The organism is Thermosynechococcus sp. M98_K2018_005 (assembly GCF_015295825.1).
Classification (GTDB): Bacteria; Cyanobacteriota; Cyanobacteriia; order Thermosynechococcales; family Thermosynechococcaceae; genus Thermosynechococcus.
Map to the genome: position 1 here is coordinate 1 of NZ_DVEH01000010.1, position 25,217 is coordinate 25,217.

Here is a 25,217-nt window from a genome sequence, read left to right on the forward strand (position 1 = left end):
AATAGTTTGTCAAAATAAGCGGCGAATGGTTCTGGCGATCGCGTAGCGTACCCTTCGGATAATCGCTCTCGTAAATTCTCTAGTGAACAGAATGACTGAGGCACCTATTTCAGCGACAACGGTTTTGCAACAACTGCAATGGCGCTACGCCACGAAGAAATTTGACCCCGACCGCAAAATTCCTGCGGATCTGTGGCAAACACTTCTACAGAGTCTGGTACTAGCTCCTTCTTCCTTTGGCTTGCAACCGTGGAAGTTTTACATCATTGAGACGCCAGAGCTGCGCCAAGCCCTGCTCCCCCACACTTGGAATCAACGGCAGGTGGTGGATGCCTCCCACTTAGTGGTATTTGCCATTAAAACCAATCTCAATGCTACGGATGTCGATCGCTACCTTGCGCGGCAAGCGGAAGTCCACCATACCGCAGTGGAAAATCTGCAAAAGTATGGGGATTTGGTCAAGGGCTTTTTGCAGTCACCCCCCTATCCCCTCAATGTTGATGAATGGTCAACCCGCCAAGTCTATATTGCTTTGGGGCAGTTTATGGTGACGGCGGCTCTGCTGGGCATTGACACCTGCCCGATGGAGGGCTTTCTGCCGCAGGAATATGATCGCCTTCTCGATCTACCTGCCCAAGGCTATCATGCAGTCGTTCTGTGTGCAGCGGGCTATCGTGCGGCTGATGACAACTATGCAACTTTGCCCAAGGTACGCTATCCCCTAGAAGCAGTTGTGGAAGTGCGCTAAGGGTCACTAATTGACCCAGTGGGACATGGGCTAAGCTAGAAATAGCTCGCTACAAACGTTTGTATGTCTTTGCACACTGATGATCCCATTGACCACAATTTAGTTGATTTAGAAATCGTTCCTGCCAAAGAAGAAGAGCGCTCTGAACCCACCAACATTATTATTCGCGAGATGGGCATTGACGACATTGCCCCTGTCTTTCACCTTGGCGAGGAACTCTTCACCAGTGATCTGTATCCCTCGCTTTATCGCATCTGGGATGAGTGGGAGGTCATTGGCTTCTACAACACTGATCCAGAATACTGTCTGGTGGCTGAAGCCGACTCACAAGTGGTGGGGTTTATCTTGGGCACAATTATTAGCAAAGCCCCCTGGGTCTATGGCTACATTAACTGGCTGGGGGTACATCCGCAGTATCAACGGCGGGGGATTGCCGACAAGCTCGTAGATAAGCTGATCGAACGCATGATTGAAGAAGGGGCACGGTTTATGCTGGTGGACACCGACCCTGCGAATACCCCCGCAGTGAAGTTTTTTACCCGTAAGGGCTTTGGTAATCCTCGGCGGCATGTCTTTTTTTCGTTAAACTTAACCAAGCATGAAATTTATGGCCGGCTGATTGCCTACGAGCGCGATCGCTCCGAGCGGCTCACCTATCGCCGTCCCCGCCGCCGCTAGAAAGCTGCAATCTAGATAGTCGTTCCTTGGAGGTGTCTGCTCTGGTGACTCTTTCTTCTGGCTCCTCAGATGAGGTTCCCGTTCCTGCCCACATTCATTACGAGCTAGTGCTGCAAATTTTGGAACGGGCCTCGTTGCCCGCCCTCCCCCCCAACTCCAGTGGGTATCAACAGCTCCACAGCGCTGTCATTCATCTGCGCAAGGCGCTGCGGCTGCAAAAACAGTTTGAGGAGGAATGGCAATTGGGCGGCGGCAGTGTCGAGTACCAGTGGTCATTAAATCGCGATCGCCCCCAAGCTCAAAGTAAATAGCCCAGTCCCAAGAGCAAGCTACTCCAAAAATGCAGTTGCACCGCAATAAATTTCGAGTTCTTGATCTGCTCAGGGACACTGTGAAATTGCGCCATCCGCTGGCACAAATAAATCGCCCAGGGCAGTGAACTCAAAGCCAGCAGTGTCGGCCACGGCAGGATTTCCCACGCAACACTGGCCAGCAACACCCCATAAAAAAGACCACAGGCACCATAGACCAGTTGAGCACTGCGAGCCGTCCCTAGGCGCACGACCGGCGAACGTTTGCCAGCGGCTAGATCATCGGCCACTTGGTGAAAGTGGGAGCAAAAAAGAATCAGCGTTGTCGTCAGACCATTGAGGATGGCTACCGGCCAAATACTGGGGCTAAAGGTTTGTCCTTGGCTATAGGAGGCAGCAGCGATCGCCAACGGTCCAAAGCAGATAAAACAAATCGGCTCCCCCAAGCCCAAATAGCCCAAACGAAAGGGCGGGCCTTGGTAGCTATAGCCTAGGGCACAGCAGAGCAATACTAACCCTAAAACCGTTGCATCCTGTTGCAGCCAACTAATGGCCGCAACCTCCAGTAGCCCCAAGAGTAAGCAGAGGTTGCTCAGCCAAAAGATTAATTGCTTTTTGCCCGTGAGATTGACAACCGAATGGTACTTGTGGCGATCAATCCCCGTCTCGGCATCAAATACATCATTACTGAGATTCAGCCAGACCAAAATCAGCACTGCCGCTGTCAGAAACAGACCAAAAGGCCACCAGCGCACCCTTCCTGTCTCGGCGATCGCCACCGCCGTGCCCAACCAAATGGGCATCACCGCCACACTGTACATGGGAAGTTTAATCGCCGCCCACCACAAACGGGAGCGATCTATCGATTCTGACGGACTAGCCATCTCACCTATACTTGACTCACCTTCGTCAGCATATCATTGCCGCTCCTGCCCATAAATCGCTTGTCTTGTTTCGCTGCCCAAATGGCTTGCCGCAACGCTGGATTATTCAGCTTGTAGCTATAAACGCCCAAGTCCCGCGCTAGGGCCACCAGTTGGGGGCGAGTCAGCCGCTCTAGCTCCGCGATCGTCAGCGTTTCGATAGTGGGTTGAGGCGGGCACAGTCGGCGTTCAAGGGCTGCCACTTGCTGTTCTAGGGCACTCAGGCGCTGCAAAACTGTGGGACAGGCCATCGCCGTCGGCTGAAGAGATTGTTGCAAAATTTTACGAACTGTCTCACTGAGGGAACTGCATCCCTGCTGCACTTGCCAGCGTTGGAGTTGGCCATAGAGTTCAGCATCTAAACGAACCGTGATCTTTTTGTGGGGCATGCCTGAAATTCTAAAAAAAACCGACAAACTTACGTTCAGTCTGTCGGCTCGTTGTGTGTTCCCTGTTGATGACTCGGATAGTACTGAGTCACTATTTAGTATGACCTATCCCCCGATAGAATGACTGTGACGCTGATCACAACTTAGCCGCCTTTGATTGCGTTTCACCAAAGTCTCTCATTAGAATTCCTAAATTCCCTATGACCTCTACCCTAGATGGCACGATTCTTTTGCCGCAGAAACCTCTCAGTGCTCCTGTGCGACGGCGTTTACTCCATATAAATGGGATAGGGAGCGATGCTGCCAAGCAGCGGCGGGATTTGAACCGCCTGGCCGAACTCACAGCGACTTATCCTTTAGAGATTCGGGGCATTCACAATCAGACCCATGGCTTCCAAGCGGATCTCTTGGAAAGTTTCCTCGGTAAGGCAGAACTCTACCGTTTTTGGCCCCAGACGCCAGCTCCAGACCCTAGTAAAGATCGCCGCTATGAGTATGCCAAACTCCTTGGCCAACTGGTGAGCAAAGACCTTGCCGACGATGCGGATATTCTTGCGATCGCCCAACCGAGCCAACTACAACAGCGCCCCCTCGATATCAATAGCACCGCTGACTTAACGAAACTCCTTAACCTATCGTTCCTACAAAAATTAGGCTGGGGGGATTTTGTCCAGTATCTCTACGGTGCCTTTCCAGCCGGCGCGCCGCGCCCCACCCTGCGGTTGGCCTATGAAATTGTCAAGGGGTTACAAGCGGGGGCTGAATTGTATCTTGTCGCCCATAGCCAAGGGTTAATTATTACTGCCCTTGCCTGTCACATTGTCCGCCAATTGCTGCTGCCGCAAACGAAATGGATGGAGATGGTTCATCTGATTGGCTATGGCCCAGCCATTTTCTTTGCGGATTTACCGCCAGAGCTACAGCCGCGAACCATCTTAATTCAACACCGTCAAGACGTGGTGGCCGAAATCCTGAGCAATCTCCGCAATGTGGATCTGTGGACTAACTTGCAAACCCAGATGGAAAAAGCTATTCACTCCGCCGATGAGCTGCTGCAGGTGCTCGGTCAAGATAGCCATCACTCCGCCAGTTTCTATTTGGGGTTACAGGACAGCCCCAGCAGCCGGCGATCGGCAGAACTGATACAAATTTTATTAAACCAAAGCTGGACGGCTAGCCCTAGTCTTTCCGTCCTTAGGGGCACACGGCTCATCCTTGAACTTTAGCGGATGAGTAGCAGAAGCGGCTATCCTAGTAAAGAGAAAGAAATAGGAAGAAGGAAAAATAGAAGGCAAATGAAGGGTCTAGAAAAGATTATCCCCCTAGATGGACGGGATATTAAGGTAGTGTTGCAAAAATTTGCCCCCCAAGCCGCCGGTTCCATTCTCATTAGTTCGGGAGAAACGGCTGTCCTAGTGACGGCGAATCGTGCCGCCGCTCGCGAAGGCATTGATTTTTTACCCCTTGTGGTGGATTACGAAGAACGCCTTTATGCTGCTGGGCGGATTCCCGGCGGTTTTTTACGGCGTGAGGGTCGCCCCCCTGAAAAGGCGATCCTTATTGGTCGTCTGATTGACCGGCCGCTGCGCCCCCTCTTTCCCCAATGGTTGCGGGATGATCTGCAAGTAGTAGCAACAACAGTTTCCTTAGATCAAAATGTTCCCCCCGATGTATTGGCGGTAACGGGAGCCTCGATCGCCGTTCTCCTGGCGCAAATTCCCTTTAATGGTCCAATGGCAGCGGTGCGGGTGGGGCTTGTGGGGGATGAGTTTATTATCAACCCCACTTACACAGAAATTGAGCGCGGTGGCTTAGATCTGGTCGTGGCCGGCTCTCCCGATGGCGTGGTGATGGTGGAGGCCGGTGCCAATGAACTGCCGGAAGCCGACATGATTGAAGCCATTGACTTTGGCTATGAGGTGATCCAAGACCTGATTCAAGCGCAGCGGAATCTCCTCAAGGAATTGGGCATTGACATTGTCCACGCTGAACCGCCGGCGATCGACCCCACATTGGAAAACTTCATCTACGATCGCGCCGTTGAACCGGTCAAAGCCATTCTCAAACGCTTTGAAAAGGACAAAAATGTTCGCGATGCTGCCCTCGATGAGGTGCAAGGGGCGATCGCCCAAGACATTGCGGCTCTGCCCGAGGATCACCCAGTGGCTGTGGCGGCGGCGGAAAACCCCAAAGCCCTACCCACCCTCTTTAAGGCCGTGACAAAAAAACTCATGCGGCAGCAAATTATTGAAGAAGGGGTGCGAGTGGATGGCCGCCGTCTCGATGAAGTGCGTCCCATTTGGTGTGAGGTGGGGGTTCTGCCAGAGCGGGTTCACGGCAGTGCCCTCTTTAATCGCGGCTTAACCCAGGTGATGTCTGTGACCACCCTCGGTTCTCCTGCCGATGCCCAAGCCCTTGATGATCTGCATCCTGAAGACAGCAAACGTTATCTGCACCACTACAACTTTCCCCCCTATTCTGTGGGTGAAGTCAAACCCCTGCGATCGCCCGGGCGGCGAGAAATTGGCCATGGTGCCCTTGCAGAACGTGCCCTTGAACCGGTCATTCCTCCCCAAGAGGAGTTTCCCTATGTGATTCGCGTCGTGTCGGAGGTGCTCTCTTCCGATGGTTCTACGTCCATGGCATCCGTTTGTGGTTCCACCCTCTCCTTGATGGATGCCGGGGTACCGATCCGCAAGCCCGTCAGTGGTGCGGCCATGGGGCTGATCAAGGAGGGTGATGAGGTGCGGATCCTCACCGACATTCAGGGCATTGAAGACTTCCTTGGCGACATGGACTTCAAGGTGGCTGGCACCGATAGCGGCATCACCGCCCTGCAAATGGATATGAAAATTACCGGCTTGTCCATTGCCGTGATCAAGCAGGCGATCGAACAGGCGCGCTCGGCCCGGCTCCATATCCTTGAGAAAATGCTGACGGTGCTCGACAAACCCCGTCCACAACTGCCGCCGAGTGCGCCACGACTGCTGACGTTGCAAATTCCCCCCGATATGATTGGCCTTGTCATTGGTCCAGGGGGCAAAACCGTGCGCGGTATCTCCGAGCAATACAACGTCAAGGTGGACATTAGTGAAGAGGGGCTGGTTACCATTACTGCCCCCAATGAAACCAACGCGAAGCAAGCACGGGCAGCCATTGAGGGTCTGACGCGAAAGCTCAACGCCGGTGATGTCTATCTGGGCAAAGTGACGCGGATTATTCCCATCGGTGCTTTTGTTGAGTTTCTCCCCGGCAAAGAGGGGATGATCCACATTTCCCAATTGGCGGAGTATCGCGTCGGCAAAGTCGAAGACGAAGTAAAAATTGGCGATGAAATTGTGGTCAAAATCCGTGAGGTGGACAGCAAAGGCCGCATTAACCTGACCCGCCTTGGTATTCATCCTGACGAGGCCGAAGCCGCCCGCAGTAGCTCCGTTGTCTAGCCCATGGTCACCATGCCCAACTCATCACTGCAGACGTTCCTTTTGGAGGTGGGAACCGAGGATCTCCCCGCCCGCTTTGTCAGTAGTGCCCTGCGCCAGTGGCACACCCTGATTCCCCAAACCCTCAAGGAACAGGGATTGGTGGGGGAAGTCAAAGTCTGGGCAACCCCGCGCCGCTTAGCGGTACTGATTGAGAGGTTGCCGCCCCAGCAGCCAGATCAAGCGATTGAGATCAAGGGGCCAGCGGCCAGTGTGGCCTTTCGCGAGGGGGAACCCACCCCGGCCCTATTGGGCTTCCTGCGATCGCGCCAAGGTAGTCTTGAGGAAATTGAAATCCGTCCCACGGAAAAAGGGGAGGTCGTCTATCTCAAGCAAGTCCGTCCCGGCCAACCGACCCCCCAACTATTGACCGAGTTGGCACAGCAGTGGATTACTGCCCTTGAGGGGGCCCGCTTCATGCGCTGGGGGGATGGGGATTTGCGGTTTTCGCGTCCCATTCGTTGGCTGGTGCTGCTGTGGGAAGATCAAGTACTGCCCTTGGTCTTGGAGAGCCATTCCGTGCGCCTTGCCAGCGATCGCACCACCTATGGCCATCGCGTCCTTTCTCAAGGGGCCATTGTCCTCAAGCATGCCCAAGACTATGAAGCTGCCCTTGAAACGGCGGGGGTTTTGGTGGATCCAGAAGTCCGCCAGCAACGGATTCGCGAGCAAATTGCTGCCCTTGCTGCGGAAGTGGCGGGATGGGTGGATTTAGAGGTGCCCCTTTTGGAAGAGGTCACCCACCTCGTGGAATGGCCAACGGCGCTCTTGGGGAGTTTTGAAGCGCGGTTTCTTGCCCTGCCCCTTGAGGTGATTACTACCGTATTGGTGTCCCATCAGCGGTATTTTCCCGTGTATACCGATGCCACTCGCCAAGCGCTGCTCCCAGTGTTCATCACAATTAGCAATGGCGATCCTGCAGCTACCCCCTTGATTCGTGCTGGGAATGAGCGAGTGATTCGTGCCCGCCTAGCGGATGCCGAGTTCTTCTACAAGGCGGATACGGCACAGCCCCTAGAGCACTATCGTGACAAACTAGCCACGGTTACCTTCCAAGATGAATTGGGATCCATGGCCGACAAAGTGGAGCGGCTGACCGCACTGGCTCGCCAAATTGCCACCGCCTTAAATTGTGTGGCTGCCGACGTTGCTGCCATTGAACGCACAGCCTGCCTGTGCAAAGCGGATCTGGTGACGCAGATGGTGGGGGAATTTCCTGAACTTCAGGGCTACATGGGGCAAGTGTATGCCACGGTCTCTGGGGAGCCGCCAGCGGTGGCCACGGGGATTTTTGAACATTATCTGCCTCGTTTTGCTGGCGATCGCCCGCCCCAAAGTCTCACGGGTCAGGTGGTGGGATTGGCTGATCGCTTGGACACTCTAGTCTGCCTCTTTGGCATCGGCCTGTGTCCCACGGGTTCATCAGATCCCTTTGCCCTACGGCGGGCCGCCAATGCTGTGATCACCATTCTCTGGCAGGGAGCACATCACTTGGATCTCCTCGCTCTCCTGCATGAATACGCCCAAGCCTTTTGTCGCCAATTTGCCGCCAAACTCAGTGCCGCTGACTTAGAGCAGCAACTGCGGCAGTTTTTTAGCCAACGGCTGCGAACCTTACTGCAAGAAGAACTCGGCATTGAGTATGACTTGGTGAATGCCGTCATTCCAGAGGATCAGGCGGAGTTGCAGACTCGTGCCCTCAAGGATGTGGTTGATGCCCGCGATCGCGCCCAATTTCTGCAAAAACTGCGCCAATCCGGTGAACTGATGACGATTTACCCCACCGTGAACCGTGCTGCTCGCCTGGCACGCCAAGGCACCCTAGGGACAGACTGCCTGAATATCCGCGCTGTCAAGGCCAAGCACCTCGAAGCCCCCATTGAAAAGGAATTCTATGCCGCCCTCAAGGACATCTTGCCAAGGGTGCAACAGGCGCAGGGGCAGCGTGCCTATGGGGAAATTGTGGCTGCGTTAGTCTCCCTTGCCCCGATTGTCAGTCGCTTCTTCGATGGAGACGAAAGTGTACTGGTGATGGCAGAGGATGCAACCGTGCGTGCTAATCGCTTAGCGCTCCTTGGTCTGTTGCGCAATTGTGCAGCAATTATCGGCGATTTTGGGGCGATCGTCCAAACGGAGAGCGTTGCATCCAGCTCATAGTTCTCACAACTTTTGGCAGGAACCAAAGTGTTGCTTAGCTCACAGTGGCAACGCATAATTGAGAGTACCCCAATTGAGAATTGCCGTGGCCTGTTCATCTGAACAGTCGCTCAATTGGTATTTAGACTGTTTGCGAGAATTGCCATGACTGCTGAACCCCCGGCCAAGCGCACCCGCGCCAAGAAGACCCCAGCGACTCCGCCAACGCCTTCCCCTGAGTTAGAAACCAAATCTTGCCCAGAAATTCTCGGTGTTGCGGCAGCGGGTAGCTCACCGCCCAAGGTCAATACTGCTCCTGAAGAACCGCTTCCTGAGCAAGAAGAGAGTCCTTCCCGTCCCCAGCCGATCCCACCCCCCAGTGAACGGATGCAATATCGGGCAATCGGGGTTGTGCGCGGTCGCTATGTGCCCGCTTCGGAGGAGGAGTTCAACCGAGGGGTGATGATGACCGAGGATGGCGTGGAAATTGAAACCGTCCTCTTGGGGCAGGTGATAAACCTGATTAAAAAATATCTTGACCTGAATGAACCCCACCTCTGGGTGGTCTATCCCCGCACCCGCGACGTTGACAAAGAAGAGGTGAAACTGCACCTGCAAATTGTGGGCGTATGGGAACCAGAGCGTCTGCAACAGGCCAATGCCGCAGCAGCGGATCCCGGCGTCAATGACGGCTACTTTTCTGTACGTGGAGAAGTGATCTTCAACTCCCAAGAAAAGAACTTTGTCGTCGTTAAAATCCAACAGTTGCCGCGTCGGCAGGGCGAGAAACCCAAAGCTTTCAAACTGAAACTAACCGGCACCGTGCCCATGAAGTCACCAGGGTACTTTTGGGACTTTCAGGTGCAGCGACAGGGGACAAGTCTAGTGGTTCAGGAGGCAACCACCGTCGGTATCCTGCCCCCCCGCAAAATCAAGAAGTCCAAGAAAGTCAAGAAGGCACGGCCAGCCCGTCCCCAAAGACCGCAGCCGCAGCGTCCCGGTTCACCGCCCACATCGCCGCGCCCGACCTCCTTTCGCCCGGTTCGGCGATCGCCCAACCCACCATTCAACTAGCGCCAAGGCATGGCTTGTCGAGGTGTTGTAAATTTTTGTAAATTTGTTGCACTGCCACAACGACGTAGACACCGTACTTGATCATTATTTAGCCCACCTACTGCGAGGAACACCATGACGATTCAACTAGGGGGACATCGCACCGCCCGTCGCGCCTACGGTATTGATGAAATTGCCCTTGTCCCCGGCAACCGCACCCTTGATCCCCAACTGGCGGATACTCGCTGGCGCATTGGTACCATTGAACGGGAAATTCCGATTATTGCCAGTGCCATGGATGGCGTTGTGGATGTCACGATGGCCGTCAAACTCAGCCAAATGGGGGCACTGGGTGTCCTCAACCTTGAGGGGATTCAAACCCGCTACGAAGATCCAGCACCGATTCTCGAACGCATTGCCAGCGTCAGTGTCGATGAATTTGTGCCCCTGATGCAGCAATTGTATGCCCAGCCCATTCAACCCCACCTGATTGAAAAACGCATTCAAGAAATCAAATCCCAAGGGGGGATTGCTGCCGTCAGTTTAACCCCAGCGGGGGCTAGTCGTTTTGGCGATGTTGTGGCAGCGGCGGGGGCCGATTTGCTCTTTGTCCAAGCCACGGTGGTGTCACCGGCTCACCTTGCCCCTGAGGGAACAGCCTCCCTAGACCTTGCTGCTTTCTGTGAACGGATGCCAATGCCCGTCATTTTGGGGAACTGCGTCACCTATGAGGTGGCTCTCAGTCTCATGCACTGTGGTGCGGCAGCAATTCTGGTGGGGATTGGTCCGGGGGCAGCCTGTACCTCCCGTGGGGTGCTTGGGGTGGGGGTGCCTCAAGTCACGGCGATCGCCGACTGTGCAGCGGCACGGGATGCCTATTTTGAAGAGACCCAACGCTATGTGCCTGTGATTGCCGATGGGGGGCTTGTCACGGGTGGCGATGTCTGCAAGTGTATTGCCTGCGGTGCAGATGCGGTGATGATGGGATCCCCCTTTGCCCGCGCCAAAGAAGCCCCCGGTCGCGGTTATCACTGGGGTATGGCCACGCCCAGTCCGGTGCTGCCTCGGGGGACCCGCATTCATGTGGGCACCACTGGTACCCTTGAGCAAATTCTGCGGGGACCCGCCCAGTTGGACGATGGTACCCACAACTTCCTTGGGGCATTGCAAACCAGCATGGGCACCCTTGGCGCCAAGGATCTGCGGGAAATGCAGCAGGTGGAGATCGTCATTGCCCCTTCCCTCCTCACGGAAGGCAAAGTCTATCAAAAAGCCCAAAAACTGGGGATGGGTCGCTAGCCAAGAGGCAGATAGCTATAGTCAATGCGGCCACCACCGCGAAACTGCTGCTGATAGGCGATGCTTACGGGATCCTCACTGGGGTAGAGGGTATCAATGCCAATGCCATTGCGGCCATACTCTTTGCCAGAGCTATGAATATACTGTCCCTGCCCCAGATAGAGGCCCACATGGGTCGCCTTTTCACGGGTACCGAAAAAGACCAGATCACCCCGCTGCAGTTGGGGTAAGGTTTCCACAATGGAGTTGCTCCCTAGGGGCGTCGCAAAGGCCTCCTGCTGATAGGCATCACGGGGCAGCCAAATGCCTTGACTGGCAAAACTGGCCTGTATCAAGCCAGAACAGTCGTAGTTGGGGGCGACGGTTCCGCCCCAGAGATATTCATGGGGAACCTGCTGTGCCGCGTAGCAAAAGGCAATAACCTCTTCAAGGACAGCCTCGATGTAGGGGCGATCGCGGGCAATGGGCTGATAGGGCTGAGTTGCGGGTGTGAGATGGCGGTAATCCCTTGGATCTAACCAGCCCCAGTATTCATCCTCTGCGAGTTCTACGTAGGTCCGTTCAGTACCCAAAGGAGGTGCCCAAAGAAACCGCCCTGCTGCGCCTTGGGTGGCGAGGCGATTGCCTGTCGGTGCATCGTAGAGATTCACTGTTGCCGTGAGTTGATAAAGCTGCATGCCCGCCTACTTGTTCAGGCAACAATCACTAGCCAACGGCAGCATCCAACAGGGACTTAAATAACTGCAAGCCGTCTAAGGTGTGGTCACTGGGGGAGTGGCTCAAGACAGGGTCCGCGGCGCGCTCAGGGTGGGGCATCATTCCCAAGACATTGCCGGCAGCATTGCAAATACCGGCGATATTGTTGAGCGACCCATTGGGATTACTTTCGGGGGTGACATTCCCTTGGGCATCGGCATAGCGAAAGAGGACTTGGCGGTTGGTTTCCAGTTCAGCGAGGGTGGCAGGATCGGCATAGTAGCAGCCTTCACCGTGGGCAATGGGCAAGCGAATCACCGTTTTATCGCCATAGGCCTGTAGCCACGGACGCTCCTTGGCTTCTAAGCGCAAATGCACGCGATCGCAAATAAAATGCAAGTCCCGATTGCGCACTAGGGCACCGGGGAGCAGTTTTGCCTCGGTCAGGATTTGAAACCCATTACAAATGCCTAGCACCCATTTGCCAGCGGCGGCATGGTCTTTGACAGCAGCCATAATTGGTGAGAAGCGGGCGATCGCCCCACAGCGCAAATAATCACCAAAACTAAAGCCCCCCGGCAGCACAATCAAATCATAGTCGCTCAGATTAGTCTCTTCGTGCCATAGCAGTTGCGTCGGCCACTGGAGAAGTTCACTCGTGACGTAGGCCACATCGCGATCGCAATTGGATCCGGGAAAAACAACAATCCCCACGTTTAGGGCATGACTCACAGCAATCCATCCATCACGTCAGTCATCGGCTTTAATTTGGCAGGGGCATGGAGTAGCTCAATATCCCGTAGCCAGACCACACCGCGTCCCATGAATTCCACCCCAATTTTAATCCAGCCGGGGGTTTGGGGTTCTGGTTTGAAGTGAAAGGGCACTTCGCACAGGTGCCAGTCGCGATCGCCCACGAGGGAAACGGTGCGGGAAAATGTCCAACCAAAGGGTTGACTGCGGCTGAGGAAGAGTTGTCCCCCCTCAGGCAATGCCCCCGTTTTGACTAAGGCACGGCACAGGAGCAGTTGCTCTCCCCCTTGGGCAGAGGGCACTTCCAACCACAGGCGAGCTTCCGGGAGTTCAAAGAGGGGAATCGTCTGCGGCCAGTGGGACTCCAGACACCAAGCGGCACCTTCGACCCTAATGCCCGAACCCGCGATCGGTTGATCTACACCCGCCCGAAAAAGGGCAATGCGCTGGAAGGGAGCTGCGGGTTCCGGCACCTGAAGCAAGGGGGCAAGCGTCTCCGTCAAGGACTGTAATCCCGCTTCAATCCCGGCCTTGATGCCCGCCTCGATACTGGCTAATAGATTATCCCACCAGTTGAACATCGGGCCTATCCTGCGGCAGTTGCCAGCTCCTGCAATTCAATGCGAAAGGTTTCAATCACGGGATTGGCCAACAGTTGATCGGCAATGTGGGTGAGTTGTGCCTCGGCCGTGGCGCGATCGCTGGCCTCTAAAGTCAGTTCCACCAGTTTGCCAATGCGCACCGATTGCACATTTGTATAGCCCAGATGATGAATCCCCGCCTGTACCGCGACGCCTGCGGGATCTAACACCGATGGTCGCAGTGTAACAAAAACTTGTGCCTGAAATTGTGTCATGGACTATACCTCACGGGGAGACTGCTCGATGAGGGACTTCACACCCTCAATCGTTGCTGGGATAGTGCTGGGATCCATGAATAGTACTTTACTGCTATCACTGCGGCCAATGGTGCGTCCCATATCCAAATAGCCCTGGGCAAGGAGAAACTGGAGCGCTTCCTTCGCATTGGGATCTTCGCGCAGTGCTGCCGCAATAATCTTCATCGCTTCTGCGGTTCCTTGGGCACGCAAAATCTGATCTTGGCGCTCAGCTTGGGCACGCAACACCACCACTTTTTGTTCCGCTTCTGCTGCCAGAATCGCGGCTTTTTGTTGCGCCTCGGCGGCTAACACTTGGGCTTCCGCTTTACCTCGGGCAGAGTTGATCGCTGCTTCCCGTTCCCCTTCAGAGGTGAGAATCGCAGCGCGTTTTTTGCGCTCCGCAGACATTTGCAGTTCCATCGAGTCTTGAACCGCTTTCGAGGGGGCAATATCCCGCAGTTCCACACGGGTCACTTTCACGCCCCACGGATCTGTGGCAATATCGAGGTCCCGCAGGAGATTCTCATTCACCTGAGTACGAGCGGTAAAGGTTTCATCCAGCTCTAGCTTCCCCATTTCTGCCCGAATCTGCGTTTGCACCAGATTCACCATCGCCATCTTCAGGTTTTCCACCTTGTAGTAGGCGCGCTCCATATCAATAATCCGCCAATAGACGACGGCATCCACGGTAATCGTCACATTGTCCCGAGTGATACACTGCTGCGGCGGAATATCCAGAACCTTTTCCCGAATCGTTTCCTTAAAGACCACGCGATCAAGGATCGGCACTGTAAAATTTAACCCCGGTTCCAAGCGACGGCTATAGCTGCCTAACCGCTCCACCAAGGCCATATTACCCTGACTGACAATCCGCACAGAGCTAGCGACACCCCAGCCCCCAAACCCCAGTAGAAACAGGAGGCCAAAGAGTTCACCCATAGTTTTCGTTCCCAAACCCGTTGACTACTACTATAGTGGCTCACAGCTTGAACGTTATGCTCAACCGCAACGACTTTATAATCCGTTACCAAGTTTTTTTAGAACTTGTAGAGTATGTGTGACTGAGGTCCCCTAATACATGTATACATGGTATTGATGGCATATTTCATGTTAGAGGATATACTGGAATCCTTTGCGCGGAAGCGGTTGGTTCAGTTACGATATGTGCCGCTAGAACTGAGTCGGCGGTGTTCGATAGTGCACTGGAGCTTTGATGGGAAGCCAGAGCTACGTGTGGCTTAGAATGTTAAGGTTTTTGCAGGATGCAACACTTCTGGAAAAGTATCAACTTGAGAAAGAAGAATTATTTATCAAATTACTCCTAAACTACCTAATTAATGAGTTAAAAAATATGTGTCTTAAACCATCTGGCACGAATAGATGATTTACCTCGCGGTTGATTTAGATAACACATTATTGAAAACAGATGTTCTGCTGGAATTAATCTGGTCGTCTTTTAGTCAGTCTCTAATTCAATTCCTCAAAACAAGAAGCTTTAATCGTGGGCAGATCAAAAGAAAATTAGCTAGCTTTGCCGAGTTGGACGTTACAGTATTACCCTATAACTCAGAAGTTCTTCAGTGTATCCAAAATTGGAGAGCAAAGGGAGGTAAGGTTGCCCTCGTCACTGCCACTGATCAGCTTATCGCTGAGAAGATTGCTGCCCATTTGGGGCTGTTTGATGAAGTTTATGGGTCTGATGGTCAAGTTAATTTGAAGGGGGAAAACAAGGCAAGGTTTATCGTAGAGCGTTTGGGTGAGAAAAATTTTATCTACATGGGGGATTCTGAGGCTGATTTACCTGTATGGGCAGTTGCGGCTAAAGCAATTACGGTCAATGCGCCTCCTCACCTACGCAAAAAAGTCGAGCAAATCAACCCCAATGTAGAACACTTAGGGAGTGCCAAACAGAGCATTAAGCCTTACTTAAAGGAAATTCGCCCCCATCAGTGGGTAAAAAATGTTTTGGTTTTTTTGCCTATGCTCGCGGGGCATCAGTTTAATTTGCCCACTTTTGGAATTTCGCTGGTGGCAGCGGTTGCTTTTAGTCTGACGGCGTCGAGTGTCTATGTGTTGAATGACCTTTTGGATTTGCAGGCCGATCGCGCCCATCCTCGGAAGCGTCATCGCCCCTTTGCCGCTGGGGATATTCCCCTCTCCCATGGGATATGGCTGATTTTGATTCTCCTTGGTGTTGGCATGGCGATCGCCACCACCCTTAGTTGGCCATTTGTGGGCATTTTGCTGGCGTATTATGGTCTCACAACTGCCTACTCCTTTTACCTAAAGCGACGGATTATTATTGACATTTGCACGCTGGCTGGTCTTTACACCATTCGCATCTTTGCGGGTGCGGTTGCCACGGGAATTTCCCTAAGTGTCTGGCTTTTAGCCTTCTCTATCTTTTTCTTCTTTTGCCTAGCAACGGTCAAGCGGCAAGCCGAACTGGTGGATCATCGTCACCGCAAGCAACTCAAGGCCAGTGGTCGGGGCTACCACATTGACGATTTGCCGATTATTAGCATGATGGCCATTGGAGCGGGTTATGTCTCGATTTTGGTGCTGGCGCTCTATATCAACTCTCCCCAAGTGCAACTTCTTTACACAAGGCCACAGGTGCTCTGGGGCATTTGCTGTGTGCTTCTATATTGGATTACGCGAACCATCCTGCTGACCCATCGCGGGTTGATGCACTATGATCCAATTGTTTATGCAATTAAAGATCGCCAAAGTCAAATCTGTTTCTTGATCTGCCTAGTTTTATTTATTCTTGGTGGAATTTTATGACTTTACAAACTCTAATTATTCGCTATACAGCCTTTGCGGTTATTGCTACCTTTATGAATTTATTTTCTCAGAGGGTGATATTACTCATTGATAATAGCTTGCCTTACTTTATAACCGCAGTGGCAATGGGTACACTCGTGGGTTTGCTGGTGAAATACTATCTGGATAAGCGTTGGATTTTCTTTGATCATAAAAAGGGTGTGCATCACTATAGTCGCCAATTTAGTCTGTATGCTTCGATGGGGATTTTCACAACGACCATCTTTTGGGGATTTGAAACCGTATTTTGGTTGATTTGGCAAAGCCATTTCATGCGCGAAATTGGCGCCATTATTGGTCTAGCCATTGGCTATGTGGTCAAGTATCACTTGGATAAACGATATGTCTTCTCCCATGACGCCTAGGGGTTCTCTCAAAACGCTCTGCGGCTGGGGGCGGTATCCTGTGCAGACCTGTCATGTTTATTGCCCGCGCTCAGAATCCGAAATTATCCAGCTTCTCAAGAGTGGTTTGCTGCTTATTGCCCGAGGAAATGGCCGTGCCTACGGAGATAGCGCCCTCAATCGGGAAGCAACGCTGCAAATGCACCACTTCAATCGCCTATTGGGGTTTAATCCGCGAACTGGTCAATTGATTGCTGAGGCGGGGGTGCTGCTGGCGGAGATTCTAGAGATTTTTGTGCCTCGCGGTTGGTTTCCCTTGATTACTCCCGGTACAAAGTTCGTGACTGTGGGGGGTATGATTGCGGCTGATGTTCATGGCAAGAATCACCACAAAGAGGGCAGTTTCGTTCATAGTTTGGACTGGCTGGATCTCCTAACCAGTGAGGGGCAAATTTATCGCTGCTCCCCTTCCGAAAATCAGGATTTGTTTTACTGGACGGTGGGGGGAATGGGCTTGACAGGGGTGATCCTCAGGGCAGCCTTTCGATTGCGCCCCATTAAAACTGCTTGGATTCGCCAAACGACCCGTATCGCTAAGCATTTGGACGAGGTGATTGATCTCTTTGAGGCAGCTCAGGACGTGACCTACTCCGTGGCTTGGATTGATTGTCTGGCGACTGGTTCTCGGTTAGGACGGTCTGTGCTCATGCTGGGCGAACACGCAACAAGGGAGGAGTTGCCAGCCAAATATCGCCAAAGGCCACTGTGGACTCCGCGACGACGCAAAATCTCGATTCCCGTGGATTTTCCCAATGGTGCCTTGAATGCATTGACTGTGCGTGCCTTTAATCAACTGTATTTCCTCAATAGTCAGCGCAAAGCGGGCCAGTCCTTTGTGGATTGGGATACTTTCTTCTATCCCCTTGATAGTTTGTTGGGATGGAATCGCATCTATGGGCGCCGTGGCTTTGTCCAGTTCCAATGCGTCTTGCCCCTGAGCACTGCCCGCGAAGGTTTATTGGCGTTACTGCATTGCACCTCAGCCGCAGGAGCGGGCTCCTTTCTGGCGGTCTTGAAGAAGTTGGGGGATCAGCAGGGCTATTTTTCATTTCCGATGGCGGGTTATACCTTGGCCTTGGACTTTCCGATGTCTCAACGCACCCTCAAGGTTTTGGATCAACTGGAGGAGATCACTCTACAGTATGGAGGTCGCTTTTACCTCGCCAAGGATAGCCATTTAAGTCCGATGCGTCTGCGCCAGTCCGATGCTCGCGTAGAAACGTTTGTCAAGGTCAGGAATGCCCAGCAGTGGACGGTGAACTTTGCTTCGGAACAGTCGAAGAGGTTATGTCTATGAGGGCTCCTGTGCTGATTTTGGGGGCGACTTCCGATATGGGGCGGGCGATCGCCCAGCGGTTTGCGGCTGAGGGCTATCCAATTCAATTGGCCGCACGGCAGGTGAGCCGCCTAGAGCCAGATAAGGCGGATCTGGAAATACGCTACGGTGTGCCCGTCAGTGTCCATGAATTTGATGTTTTAGCGGTGGAGACCCATGCAAGTTTTATCCAGCAACTCCCGGAGCAACCGGCGATCGTGATCTGCGTTGTCGGCTGCATGCCAGACCAAAAAGCATGTGAGCAGGAGTTGTCCCTTGCCCTTGAAGGGATGCGCACCAATTATGAGGGCCCGGCCGTTATTTTGAGTCTGTTTGCCAATGTGTTTGAGCAGCGGGGGTTTGGGACGTTAGTGGGGATTTCCTCTGTGGCCGGGGAACGGGGGCGGGCGAGTAATTACTTCTATGGCTCTGCGAAAGCTGGGTTCACAGCATTTTTGTCAGGATTGCGGCATCGCCTTGCCAAATCAGGAGTACAGGTCTTAACCGTTCTGCCGGGCTATGTGAAGACACGGATGACTGAAGGTATGAAATTGCCCTCCCGACTCACAGCGGAGCCAAAGGAAGTGGCCAATGCAATCTTCACCGCCATAGAAAAAAAGAAGAATGTGATCTATGTGCGCCCCATTTGGCGCTGGATCATGGTGCTGATTCGTTGGATTCCTGAACCCTTGTTTAAGCGACTGTCTCTGTGAACCGCCCATGGCTTGCTGCATTACCCTGCTGACGGATTTTGGTCATCAGGATGTTTATGTCGGTGTGATGAAGGGGGTAATCTTCAGCCTTTATCCCCAAGCACAGGTGATTGATCTGTGCCATGAAATTCCACCGCAGGATTGTCGCACGGCCAGTTTTCAACTGCTGCAAGCGTTACCCTATTTTCCCCCGCAAACGGTGCATCTCGTGGTGGTGGATCCGGGGGTGGGGACGAGTCGGCGGGCGATCGCCCTCGATCTGGGGATCGGGTATTGTGTGGGGCCCGATAATGGGGTCTTTAGTCAGGTGTGCGATCGCTACCCCCCCCGGCGAGTGGTTGAACTCACCCAGCCGCAGTTTTGGCGTACCCCTAACCCCAGTGCCACCTTCCATGGCCGGGATATTTTTGCCCCCGTGGCCGCCCATTTAGCCGCAGGAACAGATCTCGCGCGCCTTGGTTCTGCCATTGACCCAGACAGTTTGGTGCGCTTGCCCGATCTCACCTATGAGATTACCCCCCAAGGCGTTCAAGGCTGGGTTCAAGCGATTGATCACTTTGGTAATGTCATTACTACGCTCCCTGCGGCTCTCTTAGCCAAGGGCTACCACCAGATCCAGATTCAGGGGCAGCAGATTCCCCTCGTCCACACCTATGGCGATGCCCCACCTCAACACCTGATTGCATTGGTAGGTAGTCATGGGTTTATTGAGCTAGCGGTGCATGGCGGCAGTGCCCAATCAGTTTTAGGCTGCCAGAATGGCGATGCCCTGTGGCTAGTTTGAGGGGGGATTGCTCAGGACGGTTTTTGAGGCAATGCGCGCGTGCTTGAGGGCTGATTCACTGAGGGTGGAGTGTTGCTGTAGCTCTTGAGCCGAGGCTTCAAAGACTTTTGCTGCTTCCGTATCCCCCAGTTGGAGAGCAGTTTTAGCTGCACTCTGAAGAAAGGTGATAGCACCAGCAGTGTCCCCCGATTGCAGTTTCGTTTCCGCCAGTTTGGTTTTGCGGTATTTTTCGAGGGTGAGAATGCTCTGCTGTACCTCTGGATTCACTTGGGGGATGTGCTCTGGTTCTGCTGTGAGCGTCAGGGGAATCCTCTCGCAGAAAAGGCCAGTGGCTTGCTGCACGGGGTCATCGTAGCGGACTTGCACAAAACCAATGAGGTGAGAGCCCGGCGGCAAGGGTTGGGTGCTGAGGGTGATCAGGAGTGTCCGTTTGAGGGTAGCGGAAATATCGCCAACGCGAATCACATACTCATGGGGGTTGGGGCTTTCGTAGGTGAGTTCAATCGTATCGGGAGCCACTTGGTTCACCGGTTTGAAGTTCCCTAGTTGTGCCGCCTCACTCAGGGTCAGTAGGACATGGGCATTGGTGTAGTCCACGCTGCTGATGTGGCTAAAGAGGGACTGAAAACAGGCGATCGCCTGCTCAGCATACTCAATGAACATCAGCCGCCCGCCACCTGCATCGGCAATTTGCTCGAGGACATCCTGGTTCCAGTGAATGCCAAACCCCAAGGTATTAAACGTAATGTTGTACTCTGCTGCCAGTTTGGCCAATTCAAGGCAGCGCTGGTTATTGCCGTGCTCATTTTCGCCATCGGTGAGCAAAAAGGCTTGGGAGATGGTTCCCTGTTTGGCTTTGGCCAACTCCGTCAGTGCCAGTTTCATGCCTAAATCAATGGCGGTGCCCCCGCTCGCCTCAAGAGTTGCGATTTGGGCTTTGATGGTGGCTTTATCCTGCACAAATTGATTGGGCACTAACACCTTAGCGTTATGATCAAAGGCCACGACACTCAGGCGATCGCTCGGCTGTAATCGATCCACTAATGACTGTGCAGCTCGCTTGACCGTTGCTAAGGGAACACCTGCCATTGAGCCACTGTGATCTAAAATCAGGCAAAGATTGAGAGGAGCGCGCTGCTGTTGTTGTCGCTGTGCCGCTAACGTCAGTTCCAGTTGGCGCTGTGCCCCCTGTCCGGCACTGACAATGGGATCGCTGAGTTTGGCAATAAGTTCAACCGTCATCGTGGCAAGGTGTGCTGCTGACCTCACCTTACTATTTTGCCGATATTGTGCCGAAAACTGCCACGCTTGTCCTAGGTAATGATGCTGAGTTGGGAGGCCCCCCCTGTTTTAGTGACTTCAATGCGAGTTTGAAAGGCTTCCTTGAGGGCAGGGACGTGGGTAATGGCCAAAATGCAGTGAAATTCCGGGGCGATCGCGTTCAAGGCGGCAATCAGCTGTTCACAGCCCTGGGCATCTTGGGTGCCGAATCCCTCATCAATAATCAGAAACTGGACATCACTCCCCGATCGCTGTGCCAACAGTCGCGCCAAGGCTAAGCGCAACGCAAAATTGATCCGAAAGGCTTCACCCCCCGAATAACTTTCGTAGGGACGGGTGCCTTGGCAATCGGCAATGAGAATATCGAGGGTTTCAATGGGCTTGGTGTCAGCTCCACTGCGGCGGCGGCGCTGGGTAATGAACTGCACATGGAGTTGATGGTTGCTGAGGCGACCAAGGATATGGTTGGTTTCTGCCTCTAGATGGGGCAAGACCGTTTCGATGAGCATGGCGGGAATGCCATTGTTGCCGAGGGCTTGGGCTAGCTCGCAGTAGAGGCGATATTGGTGGCGGAGGTGGGTAAGGGTTTGCTGTCCCTGTTCGTATTCCTGGGCGAGGCGATGGAGTTGCTCTAATTCAGCGGTGAGTTTGCCATGCTGGGCTAGGTTGGCCTCAAGGGTCTGCTGCTGTCTTAGGAGTTCCTGTTGACGTTGGTTCAGCTCGGCGGCAAGGCGGCTGGCAGCGCGAGCAGTGTCCTCAAGGGTGGCGAGTTCATCGGTAATGCGTTGCAGTTGCCCCTGTTGTTGCTGAAGTGTTTCCTCTAGGTGCTGGAGGTCTTGGCGGAGTTGGGGTTGGCGCGATCGCCCCCGTTGCAGGGTCTGATAGGCCTCATAGTCCGGTTCTAGTGCAGCTAGTTGTGCTTGAATTTGGGCATGCTGCTCAGGATCGTAGGCTAAGGCCGCCAACTGCTGATCAAGGGTGGCCAGCGTTTGTGCCAAAGGGGAGAGGGTTTCGAGGGCATTGAGTTGGCGTTGCAGTTCTTCCTGTTGTGCCACTAGGGTAGGCAGTTGTTGCTGAATTTGGCGGTATTGCCGCTGGGCTTGGCGGAGTTCCTGTTCCTTAGCTTCGGCCCAACGCCATTTTTCCACTTGCCCGCGGGCGATCGCCAGATTTTTCTCGTCATAGTTCAGGCGTGCCAGTTCGGCCTCAATTGCTTGCAGCTCCCCAAGGGTCTCCTGAGGGCCGTTCCTCAGCTGTCCCTCAATCTGCTGGATTTCCCCGGCCAAGCGATCCAGTTGGGGTTCTAAATCTTGGGTGCTTTGGAGTTGTTGCTGAAGTTGTCCCCGCTGCTCAAAAAGTTGCGTCAGTTGCGAGATTTCATAGCCCACCGTTAGATATTCCCGCCGCAGGACTTGAATTTCTCGCTCGGTGACTGCCAGTTGCTCGCGAATCACCCACACCTGATTCAGGAGTTCTTCCTTTTCAGCGGCATTGCGGCGCAGAACAGCCTCATGGTGCTGGGCATCGAGGGGACGTTGACACAGGGGGCAAATCGCTCCCGGCTGATTCAGCAGTTCTAAGCGCTGCTCCAGTTGATTAATTTGCCGCTCATACTCCCGCTGGCGGGCTTGCAGTTGCTCTAGGAAGCGGCGGCGCTCTAGTCCCTTTTCCCGCACATGGTCTTGATAGATGCGCTGTTTTTCAAGGGTTTCAATCTGGGCGGTAATCAGTGTCACTGCTTCTTGGAGAGCGGGTTGCCGTTCCACCTGTTGATGGAGATGCCGCCACAACTGCTGCAATTCATCGCGCCGGCTGCGGAGACGTTGCTCCTGCTGTTGCCGTTCCAGTTCGAGGCGCTGTTTGGCTTGCAGGAGGGGAAAAACTTTCTGCTGAAGCTCTTCCTGTGCCTGTAGCTGAGCGCGCGATCGCTGTAACTGTTCAAGGGCAGCGACAATCTGATTTTCTTGCTTGAGGAGCTTTTCCAACTGCTGGCATTGTTCCAAAAGGAATTGCTGCTGGCTCTCCAATCCATGCAGGGTGCGCAGAAGGTCTTGGCGCTGTTGGTTGAGGTTCTGCTGGTGGCGATCGCGCTCTTGGCGCAGCCGTTGATAGTCAGCAAAACACTGCTGCAATTGTGCTTCAGTGGTTTTCAGGCGCTGCCATTGGCTAAGGGCGGCTTCCAAGAGGGGGGCACGGGCTTCTAGAGCTGCAATGGCGGCTTCTTCTTGGCGGAGTGTCTGGCACTGCTGCTCCAGATGGGCGATCGTTGTCCCTAGGGTGTCTCGCTGCTGTTGTAGGTGTTCATAGTCCCGCTGTTGCAGTTGATGGACGTGGTAGGCCGCCTGTTGCTCTTGGAGCCGTTGTTGACACTGCTCGATTTGCTGCCGCTGGTGTTGAATCTGCTGGCTCACCGCTGCCTGTTGGGCGCGTAGGTGGGGCTCTTGGGCGAGTTGCTTCCCTAGGGCCTGGAGACGTTGTTCCAGAACGCTGATCTGGGCTTTGTAGTCACGGGCGCGATCGCGAGCCGCTTCCGCGAGGGTCTCGTACTGATCTAAGCCTAAAAGGGTCGCTAAGAGTTGCTTGCGCTCACTGGGGCGTTTGGCCATAAATTCATCGGCACGGCCTTGGCGTAGATAGGCACTGTTGACGAACGTGGCGTAGTCAAGGCGAAGAATTTGAATGATTTTTTCCTGTGTCGCTCGTAGCGATCGCCCCGTTAGCGAGGTGTAGCCCGCCCCTGTTTGAATCTGTAGCTCCAAAACCGTATGTTGCTCGCGGCGCCGCAACCGCACCACCCGATAGGTCTGCCCCTGAACGCTGAACTCAAAGGTCACTTGGGCTTCCATTTCGCCGTAGTAGATGACATCATCCTCACGGCTAGCGCGGCTTTGCCCCCATAGTGCCCAAGCGATCGCCTCAAGGAGCGAGGACTTGCCCGCCCCATTGGCACCACAAATACAGGCCAGATGTAACCCCGCAAAGGGAAGAGTGGCTTGGCGATAGCTGAGGAAATTGCGCAATACCAGTTGACGTGGAATCATAGGGCACCACACCCTTGATGTTTCCACAGTTTAGGGCATTCTCTAGCGAAGAATACGCCACTCGTGAGCCTCTGCCTAAAATGAAGATCAGGATCACGACCACTTGCCAACCCACTCTAACCCCCCAACCAGTGCGATTTTGCGGTACAGGACTATCACCGCTTACTGGAACTTGGGTTTCTGAGGGAAGATGACCACATTGAGCTCCGTCGCAGGGAACTGGTGCGAATGGCGGCCAAGGGAACAGCGCACGAAAGCTGTCGGCGGTGATTGTTGCGAACTTTACCGAAGATTGTGGGCGATCGCCCCACGCTTCAGTGCCAGTCGCCTCTTACTATTGCCTTTGATGGTGAGCCAGAACCCGATGTGGCGATCGTCAAAACTCGAGAAGATGACTATGCCTCAGCCCATCCCACGCCTGCGGACACGCTCCTTGTAATAGCAGTGGCGGATTCATCCCTAGAGTACGATCGCCCAGTGAAACTCTCTCTTTATGTTGAAGCATGTTGAAGCCAAGATTCCCCATTACTGGCTGTTCAATGTCAGCGATTGCACGCTGGAAGTCTATAGCGAACCTGCTGAAATTACACCGGGGCAGTTTGGCTGCCTCAGCAAAAAAATTAGTCCAACCAATGGCGTTGTGCAATTGCCGTAGTTCTCCGAACAAGTGCTTGAGCTTGCTTCTATTTTCCCAAATAAATGATCATCAGGTCAGCTAGGGTTGGGCACTCTTGAGCTTTTCCACCTCACACTGAAGCGACTGTTGTGAGCATATTCAATTCTTGCCAAAAGCGCCGTAAGTCTGATAAGAGTCATTTTTTGAAGGATGGAGCATCTCCCGCCCTTGTCTTAAATAGGGGATGCATAAACACTGATAGAAACCTCTTCCATTTCCGTCCCTGTGAAAAGGGGGGTCAATGTAACTTGTCTAAAGGAAATCTAAAATCCTGACTCAAGGACGATCGCAACTTGAATTCTGAAAAAAATTATGGTTTGCTAAAGATAGACACTCATTCATTACGAGTTCGCTGTCAGGCTTTGGTACTCTTTGATTGAATCGCCAATGAATAGACAGTATTTGATCCTTGAAAAGGTAGGTTAAAATGGGACGCAAACAAGTAGAACCCTTGACAGGTGCTGCTTTATTAGAGAAGTACAAACAATTGCAACATCTCAGCCACGAGGAAAAAGCAAAAGCCTGTGGCTACTACACCGTCACCCAAAGTGGTAAGGAGCGCATCAGCAAACTGAAGTTTAACAAGGCGCTTCTTGAAGCCTTGGGTATGAATCTTGATACTAAGTCAGGACGTGGTGGCAGCCGAGGCGGTCGCAGTGCGAGTTATCGAATTAAGGTACAAGCCAATGGCAATTTGCTCATTGGTTCAGCCTATACCAAGCAAATGAATCTCAAGCCGGGGGATGAATTTGAAATTACCCTTGGCCGTAAGCACATTCACCTCAAACAAGTGAGCAGCAACGGTCAACCCACCGACGATGAAGATTAA

25 protein-coding genes are annotated in these 25,217 nt (G+C 53.4%); 16 read left to right on the forward strand and 9 right to left on the reverse strand.

What is annotated here, in order from left to right:
• Positions 1–91: 91 nt before the first annotated feature.
• The 3 genes from IGQ15_RS01090 to IGQ15_RS01100 all read left to right on the forward strand — a co-directional run bounded on the left by IGQ15_RS01090 (position 92) and on the right by IGQ15_RS01100 (position 1,737).
• Positions 92–748 carry an NAD(P)H-dependent oxidoreductase gene (locus IGQ15_RS01090; RefSeq protein WP_297047812.1) on the forward strand — a complete coding sequence of 219 codons (657 nt, stop codon included), beginning with the start codon at positions 92–94 and terminating at the stop codon, positions 746–748.
• A gap of 171 nt (positions 749–919) precedes the next feature.
• Positions 920–1,426 carry a GNAT family N-acetyltransferase gene (locus IGQ15_RS01095; protein ID WP_363315756.1) on the forward strand — a complete coding sequence of 169 codons (507 nt, stop codon included), beginning with the start codon at positions 920–922 and terminating at the stop codon, positions 1,424–1,426.
• Positions 1,427–1,470: 44 nt separating this feature from the next.
• Entirely contained in the window at positions 1,471–1,737 is a 267-nt protein-coding gene (locus IGQ15_RS01100; RefSeq protein ID WP_297047816.1) for a DUF5340 domain-containing protein, read from the forward strand.
• Here the strand turns inward: IGQ15_RS01100 and menA are convergent.
• A complete protein-coding gene (gene menA, locus IGQ15_RS01105) occupies positions 1,725–2,621 on the reverse strand; it encodes a 2-carboxy-1,4-naphthoquinone phytyltransferase (RefSeq protein WP_297047818.1) in 897 nt (298 codons plus the stop codon). The two genes, IGQ15_RS01100 and menA, sit on opposite strands and share 13 nt — an antisense overlap.
• Positions 2,622–2,626: 5 nt before the next feature.
• Entirely contained in the window at positions 2,627–3,049 is a 423-nt protein-coding gene (locus IGQ15_RS01110; protein ID WP_297047819.1) for a hypothetical protein, read from the reverse strand.
• Positions 3,050–3,249: 200 nt separating this feature from the next.
• Here IGQ15_RS01110 and IGQ15_RS01115 point away from each other — a divergent pair, with 200 nt between their 5' ends.
• The 5 genes from IGQ15_RS01115 (at position 3,250) to IGQ15_RS01135 (ending at position 11,019) form a co-directional block, all read left to right on the forward strand.
• Complete coding sequence (locus IGQ15_RS01115; RefSeq protein ID WP_297047821.1) at positions 3,250–4,275, forward strand: hypothetical protein; 1,026 nt, start codon at positions 3,250–3,252, stop codon at positions 4,273–4,275.
• 69 nt (positions 4,276–4,344) lie between these two features.
• Positions 4,345–6,492, forward strand: coding sequence for a polyribonucleotide nucleotidyltransferase (locus IGQ15_RS01120; protein WP_297047823.1), 2,148 nt, complete (start codon positions 4,345–4,347; stop codon positions 6,490–6,492).
• Positions 6,493–6,504: 12 nt separating this feature from the next.
• On the forward strand, positions 6,505–8,688 hold the full coding sequence (glyS, locus tag IGQ15_RS01125; RefSeq protein ID WP_297047825.1) for a glycine--tRNA ligase subunit beta: 2,184 nt from the start codon (positions 6,505–6,507) through the stop codon (positions 8,686–8,688).
• 144 nt (positions 8,689–8,832) lie between these two features.
• On the forward strand, positions 8,833–9,741 hold the full coding sequence (locus IGQ15_RS01130; protein WP_297047826.1) for a hypothetical protein: 909 nt from the start codon (positions 8,833–8,835) through the stop codon (positions 9,739–9,741).
• Between the two features lie 114 nt (positions 9,742–9,855).
• Complete coding sequence (locus IGQ15_RS01135) at positions 9,856–11,019, forward strand: GuaB3 family IMP dehydrogenase-related protein (protein ID WP_297047828.1); 1,164 nt, start codon at positions 9,856–9,858, stop codon at positions 11,017–11,019.
• On the opposite strand, the gene IGQ15_RS01140 is transcribed toward IGQ15_RS01135, so the two are convergent.
• From IGQ15_RS01140 to IGQ15_RS01160, 5 genes are read right to left on the reverse strand one after another with little or no spacing between them, the layout of a single operon-like run.
• A complete protein-coding gene (locus IGQ15_RS01140) occupies positions 11,016–11,696 on the reverse strand; it encodes a C40 family peptidase (RefSeq protein ID WP_297047830.1) in 681 nt (226 codons plus the stop codon). The genes IGQ15_RS01135 and IGQ15_RS01140 overlap by 4 nt on opposite strands.
• Positions 11,697–11,724: 28 nt before the next feature.
• Entirely contained in the window at positions 11,725–12,447 is a 723-nt protein-coding gene (purQ, locus tag IGQ15_RS01145; protein ID WP_297047831.1) for a phosphoribosylformylglycinamidine synthase subunit PurQ, read from the reverse strand.
• Positions 12,444–13,049 (reverse strand): hypothetical protein, encoded by a 606-nt coding sequence (locus IGQ15_RS01150; RefSeq protein WP_297047833.1) that lies wholly within the window; start codon positions 13,047–13,049, stop codon positions 12,444–12,446. Before IGQ15_RS01150 ends, purQ begins: the two co-directional genes overlap by 4 nt.
• A gap of 5 nt (positions 13,050–13,054) precedes the next feature.
• Positions 13,055–13,324 (reverse strand): phosphoribosylformylglycinamidine synthase subunit PurS, encoded by a 270-nt coding sequence (purS, locus tag IGQ15_RS01155; protein WP_297047835.1) that lies wholly within the window; start codon positions 13,322–13,324, stop codon positions 13,055–13,057.
• 3 nt (positions 13,325–13,327) lie between these two features.
• Positions 13,328–14,287, reverse strand: a complete 960-nt coding sequence (locus tag IGQ15_RS01160) for an SPFH domain-containing protein (protein WP_297047837.1) — start codon at positions 14,285–14,287, stop codon at positions 13,328–13,330.
• A gap of 441 nt (positions 14,288–14,728) precedes the next feature.
• Here IGQ15_RS01160 and IGQ15_RS01165 point away from each other — a divergent pair, with 441 nt between their 5' ends.
• From IGQ15_RS01165 to IGQ15_RS01185, 5 genes are read left to right on the forward strand one after another with little or no spacing between them, the layout of a single operon-like run.
• The gene (locus IGQ15_RS01165) at positions 14,729–16,135 is read left to right on the forward strand and encodes a UbiA family prenyltransferase (RefSeq protein WP_297047838.1); all 1,407 of its coding nucleotides are present in this window, start codon (positions 14,729–14,731) and stop codon (positions 16,133–16,135) included.
• On the forward strand, positions 16,132–16,539 hold the full coding sequence (locus IGQ15_RS01170; RefSeq protein ID WP_297047840.1) for a GtrA family protein: 408 nt from the start codon (positions 16,132–16,134) through the stop codon (positions 16,537–16,539). The genes IGQ15_RS01165 and IGQ15_RS01170 overlap by 4 nt, the downstream gene beginning before the upstream one ends.
• A complete protein-coding gene (locus tag IGQ15_RS01175) occupies positions 16,517–17,875 on the forward strand; it encodes an FAD-binding oxidoreductase (protein ID WP_297047842.1) in 1,359 nt (452 codons plus the stop codon). Before IGQ15_RS01170 ends, IGQ15_RS01175 begins: the two co-directional genes overlap by 23 nt.
• Positions 17,872–18,606 (forward strand): SDR family oxidoreductase, encoded by a 735-nt coding sequence (locus IGQ15_RS01180; RefSeq protein ID WP_297047843.1) that lies wholly within the window; start codon positions 17,872–17,874, stop codon positions 18,604–18,606. Before IGQ15_RS01175 ends, IGQ15_RS01180 begins: the two co-directional genes overlap by 4 nt.
• A 7-nt stretch (positions 18,607–18,613) precedes the next feature.
• On the forward strand, positions 18,614–19,390 hold the full coding sequence (locus IGQ15_RS01185) for an SAM-dependent chlorinase/fluorinase (RefSeq protein WP_297047846.1): 777 nt from the start codon (positions 18,614–18,616) through the stop codon (positions 19,388–19,390).
• On the opposite strand, the gene IGQ15_RS01190 is transcribed toward IGQ15_RS01185, so the two are convergent.
• The gene (locus IGQ15_RS01190) at positions 19,382–20,632 is read right to left on the reverse strand and encodes a VWA domain-containing protein (protein WP_297047848.1); all 1,251 of its coding nucleotides are present in this window, start codon (positions 20,630–20,632) and stop codon (positions 19,382–19,384) included. The genes IGQ15_RS01185 and IGQ15_RS01190 overlap by 9 nt on opposite strands.
• 71 nt (positions 20,633–20,703) lie before the next feature.
• Complete coding sequence (locus tag IGQ15_RS01195; RefSeq protein WP_297047850.1) at positions 20,704–23,712, reverse strand: AAA family ATPase; 3,009 nt, start codon at positions 23,710–23,712, stop codon at positions 20,704–20,706.
• Positions 23,713–23,982: 270 nt separating this feature from the next.
• On the opposite strand from IGQ15_RS01195, the gene IGQ15_RS01200 reads away from it, so the two are divergent.
• The 3 genes from IGQ15_RS01200 (at position 23,983) to IGQ15_RS01210 (ending at position 25,217) form a co-directional block, all read left to right on the forward strand.
• Complete coding sequence (locus IGQ15_RS01200) at positions 23,983–24,222, forward strand: Uma2 family endonuclease (RefSeq protein ID WP_297047853.1); 240 nt, start codon at positions 23,983–23,985, stop codon at positions 24,220–24,222.
• The gene (locus IGQ15_RS01205) at positions 24,206–24,367 is read left to right on the forward strand and encodes a hypothetical protein (protein WP_297047855.1); all 162 of its coding nucleotides are present in this window, start codon (positions 24,206–24,208) and stop codon (positions 24,365–24,367) included. Before IGQ15_RS01200 ends, IGQ15_RS01205 begins: the two co-directional genes overlap by 17 nt.
• Before the next feature lie 448 nt (positions 24,368–24,815).
• Positions 24,816–25,217, forward strand: coding sequence for an AbrB family transcriptional regulator (locus IGQ15_RS01210; protein WP_297047858.1), 402 nt, complete (start codon positions 24,816–24,818; stop codon positions 25,215–25,217).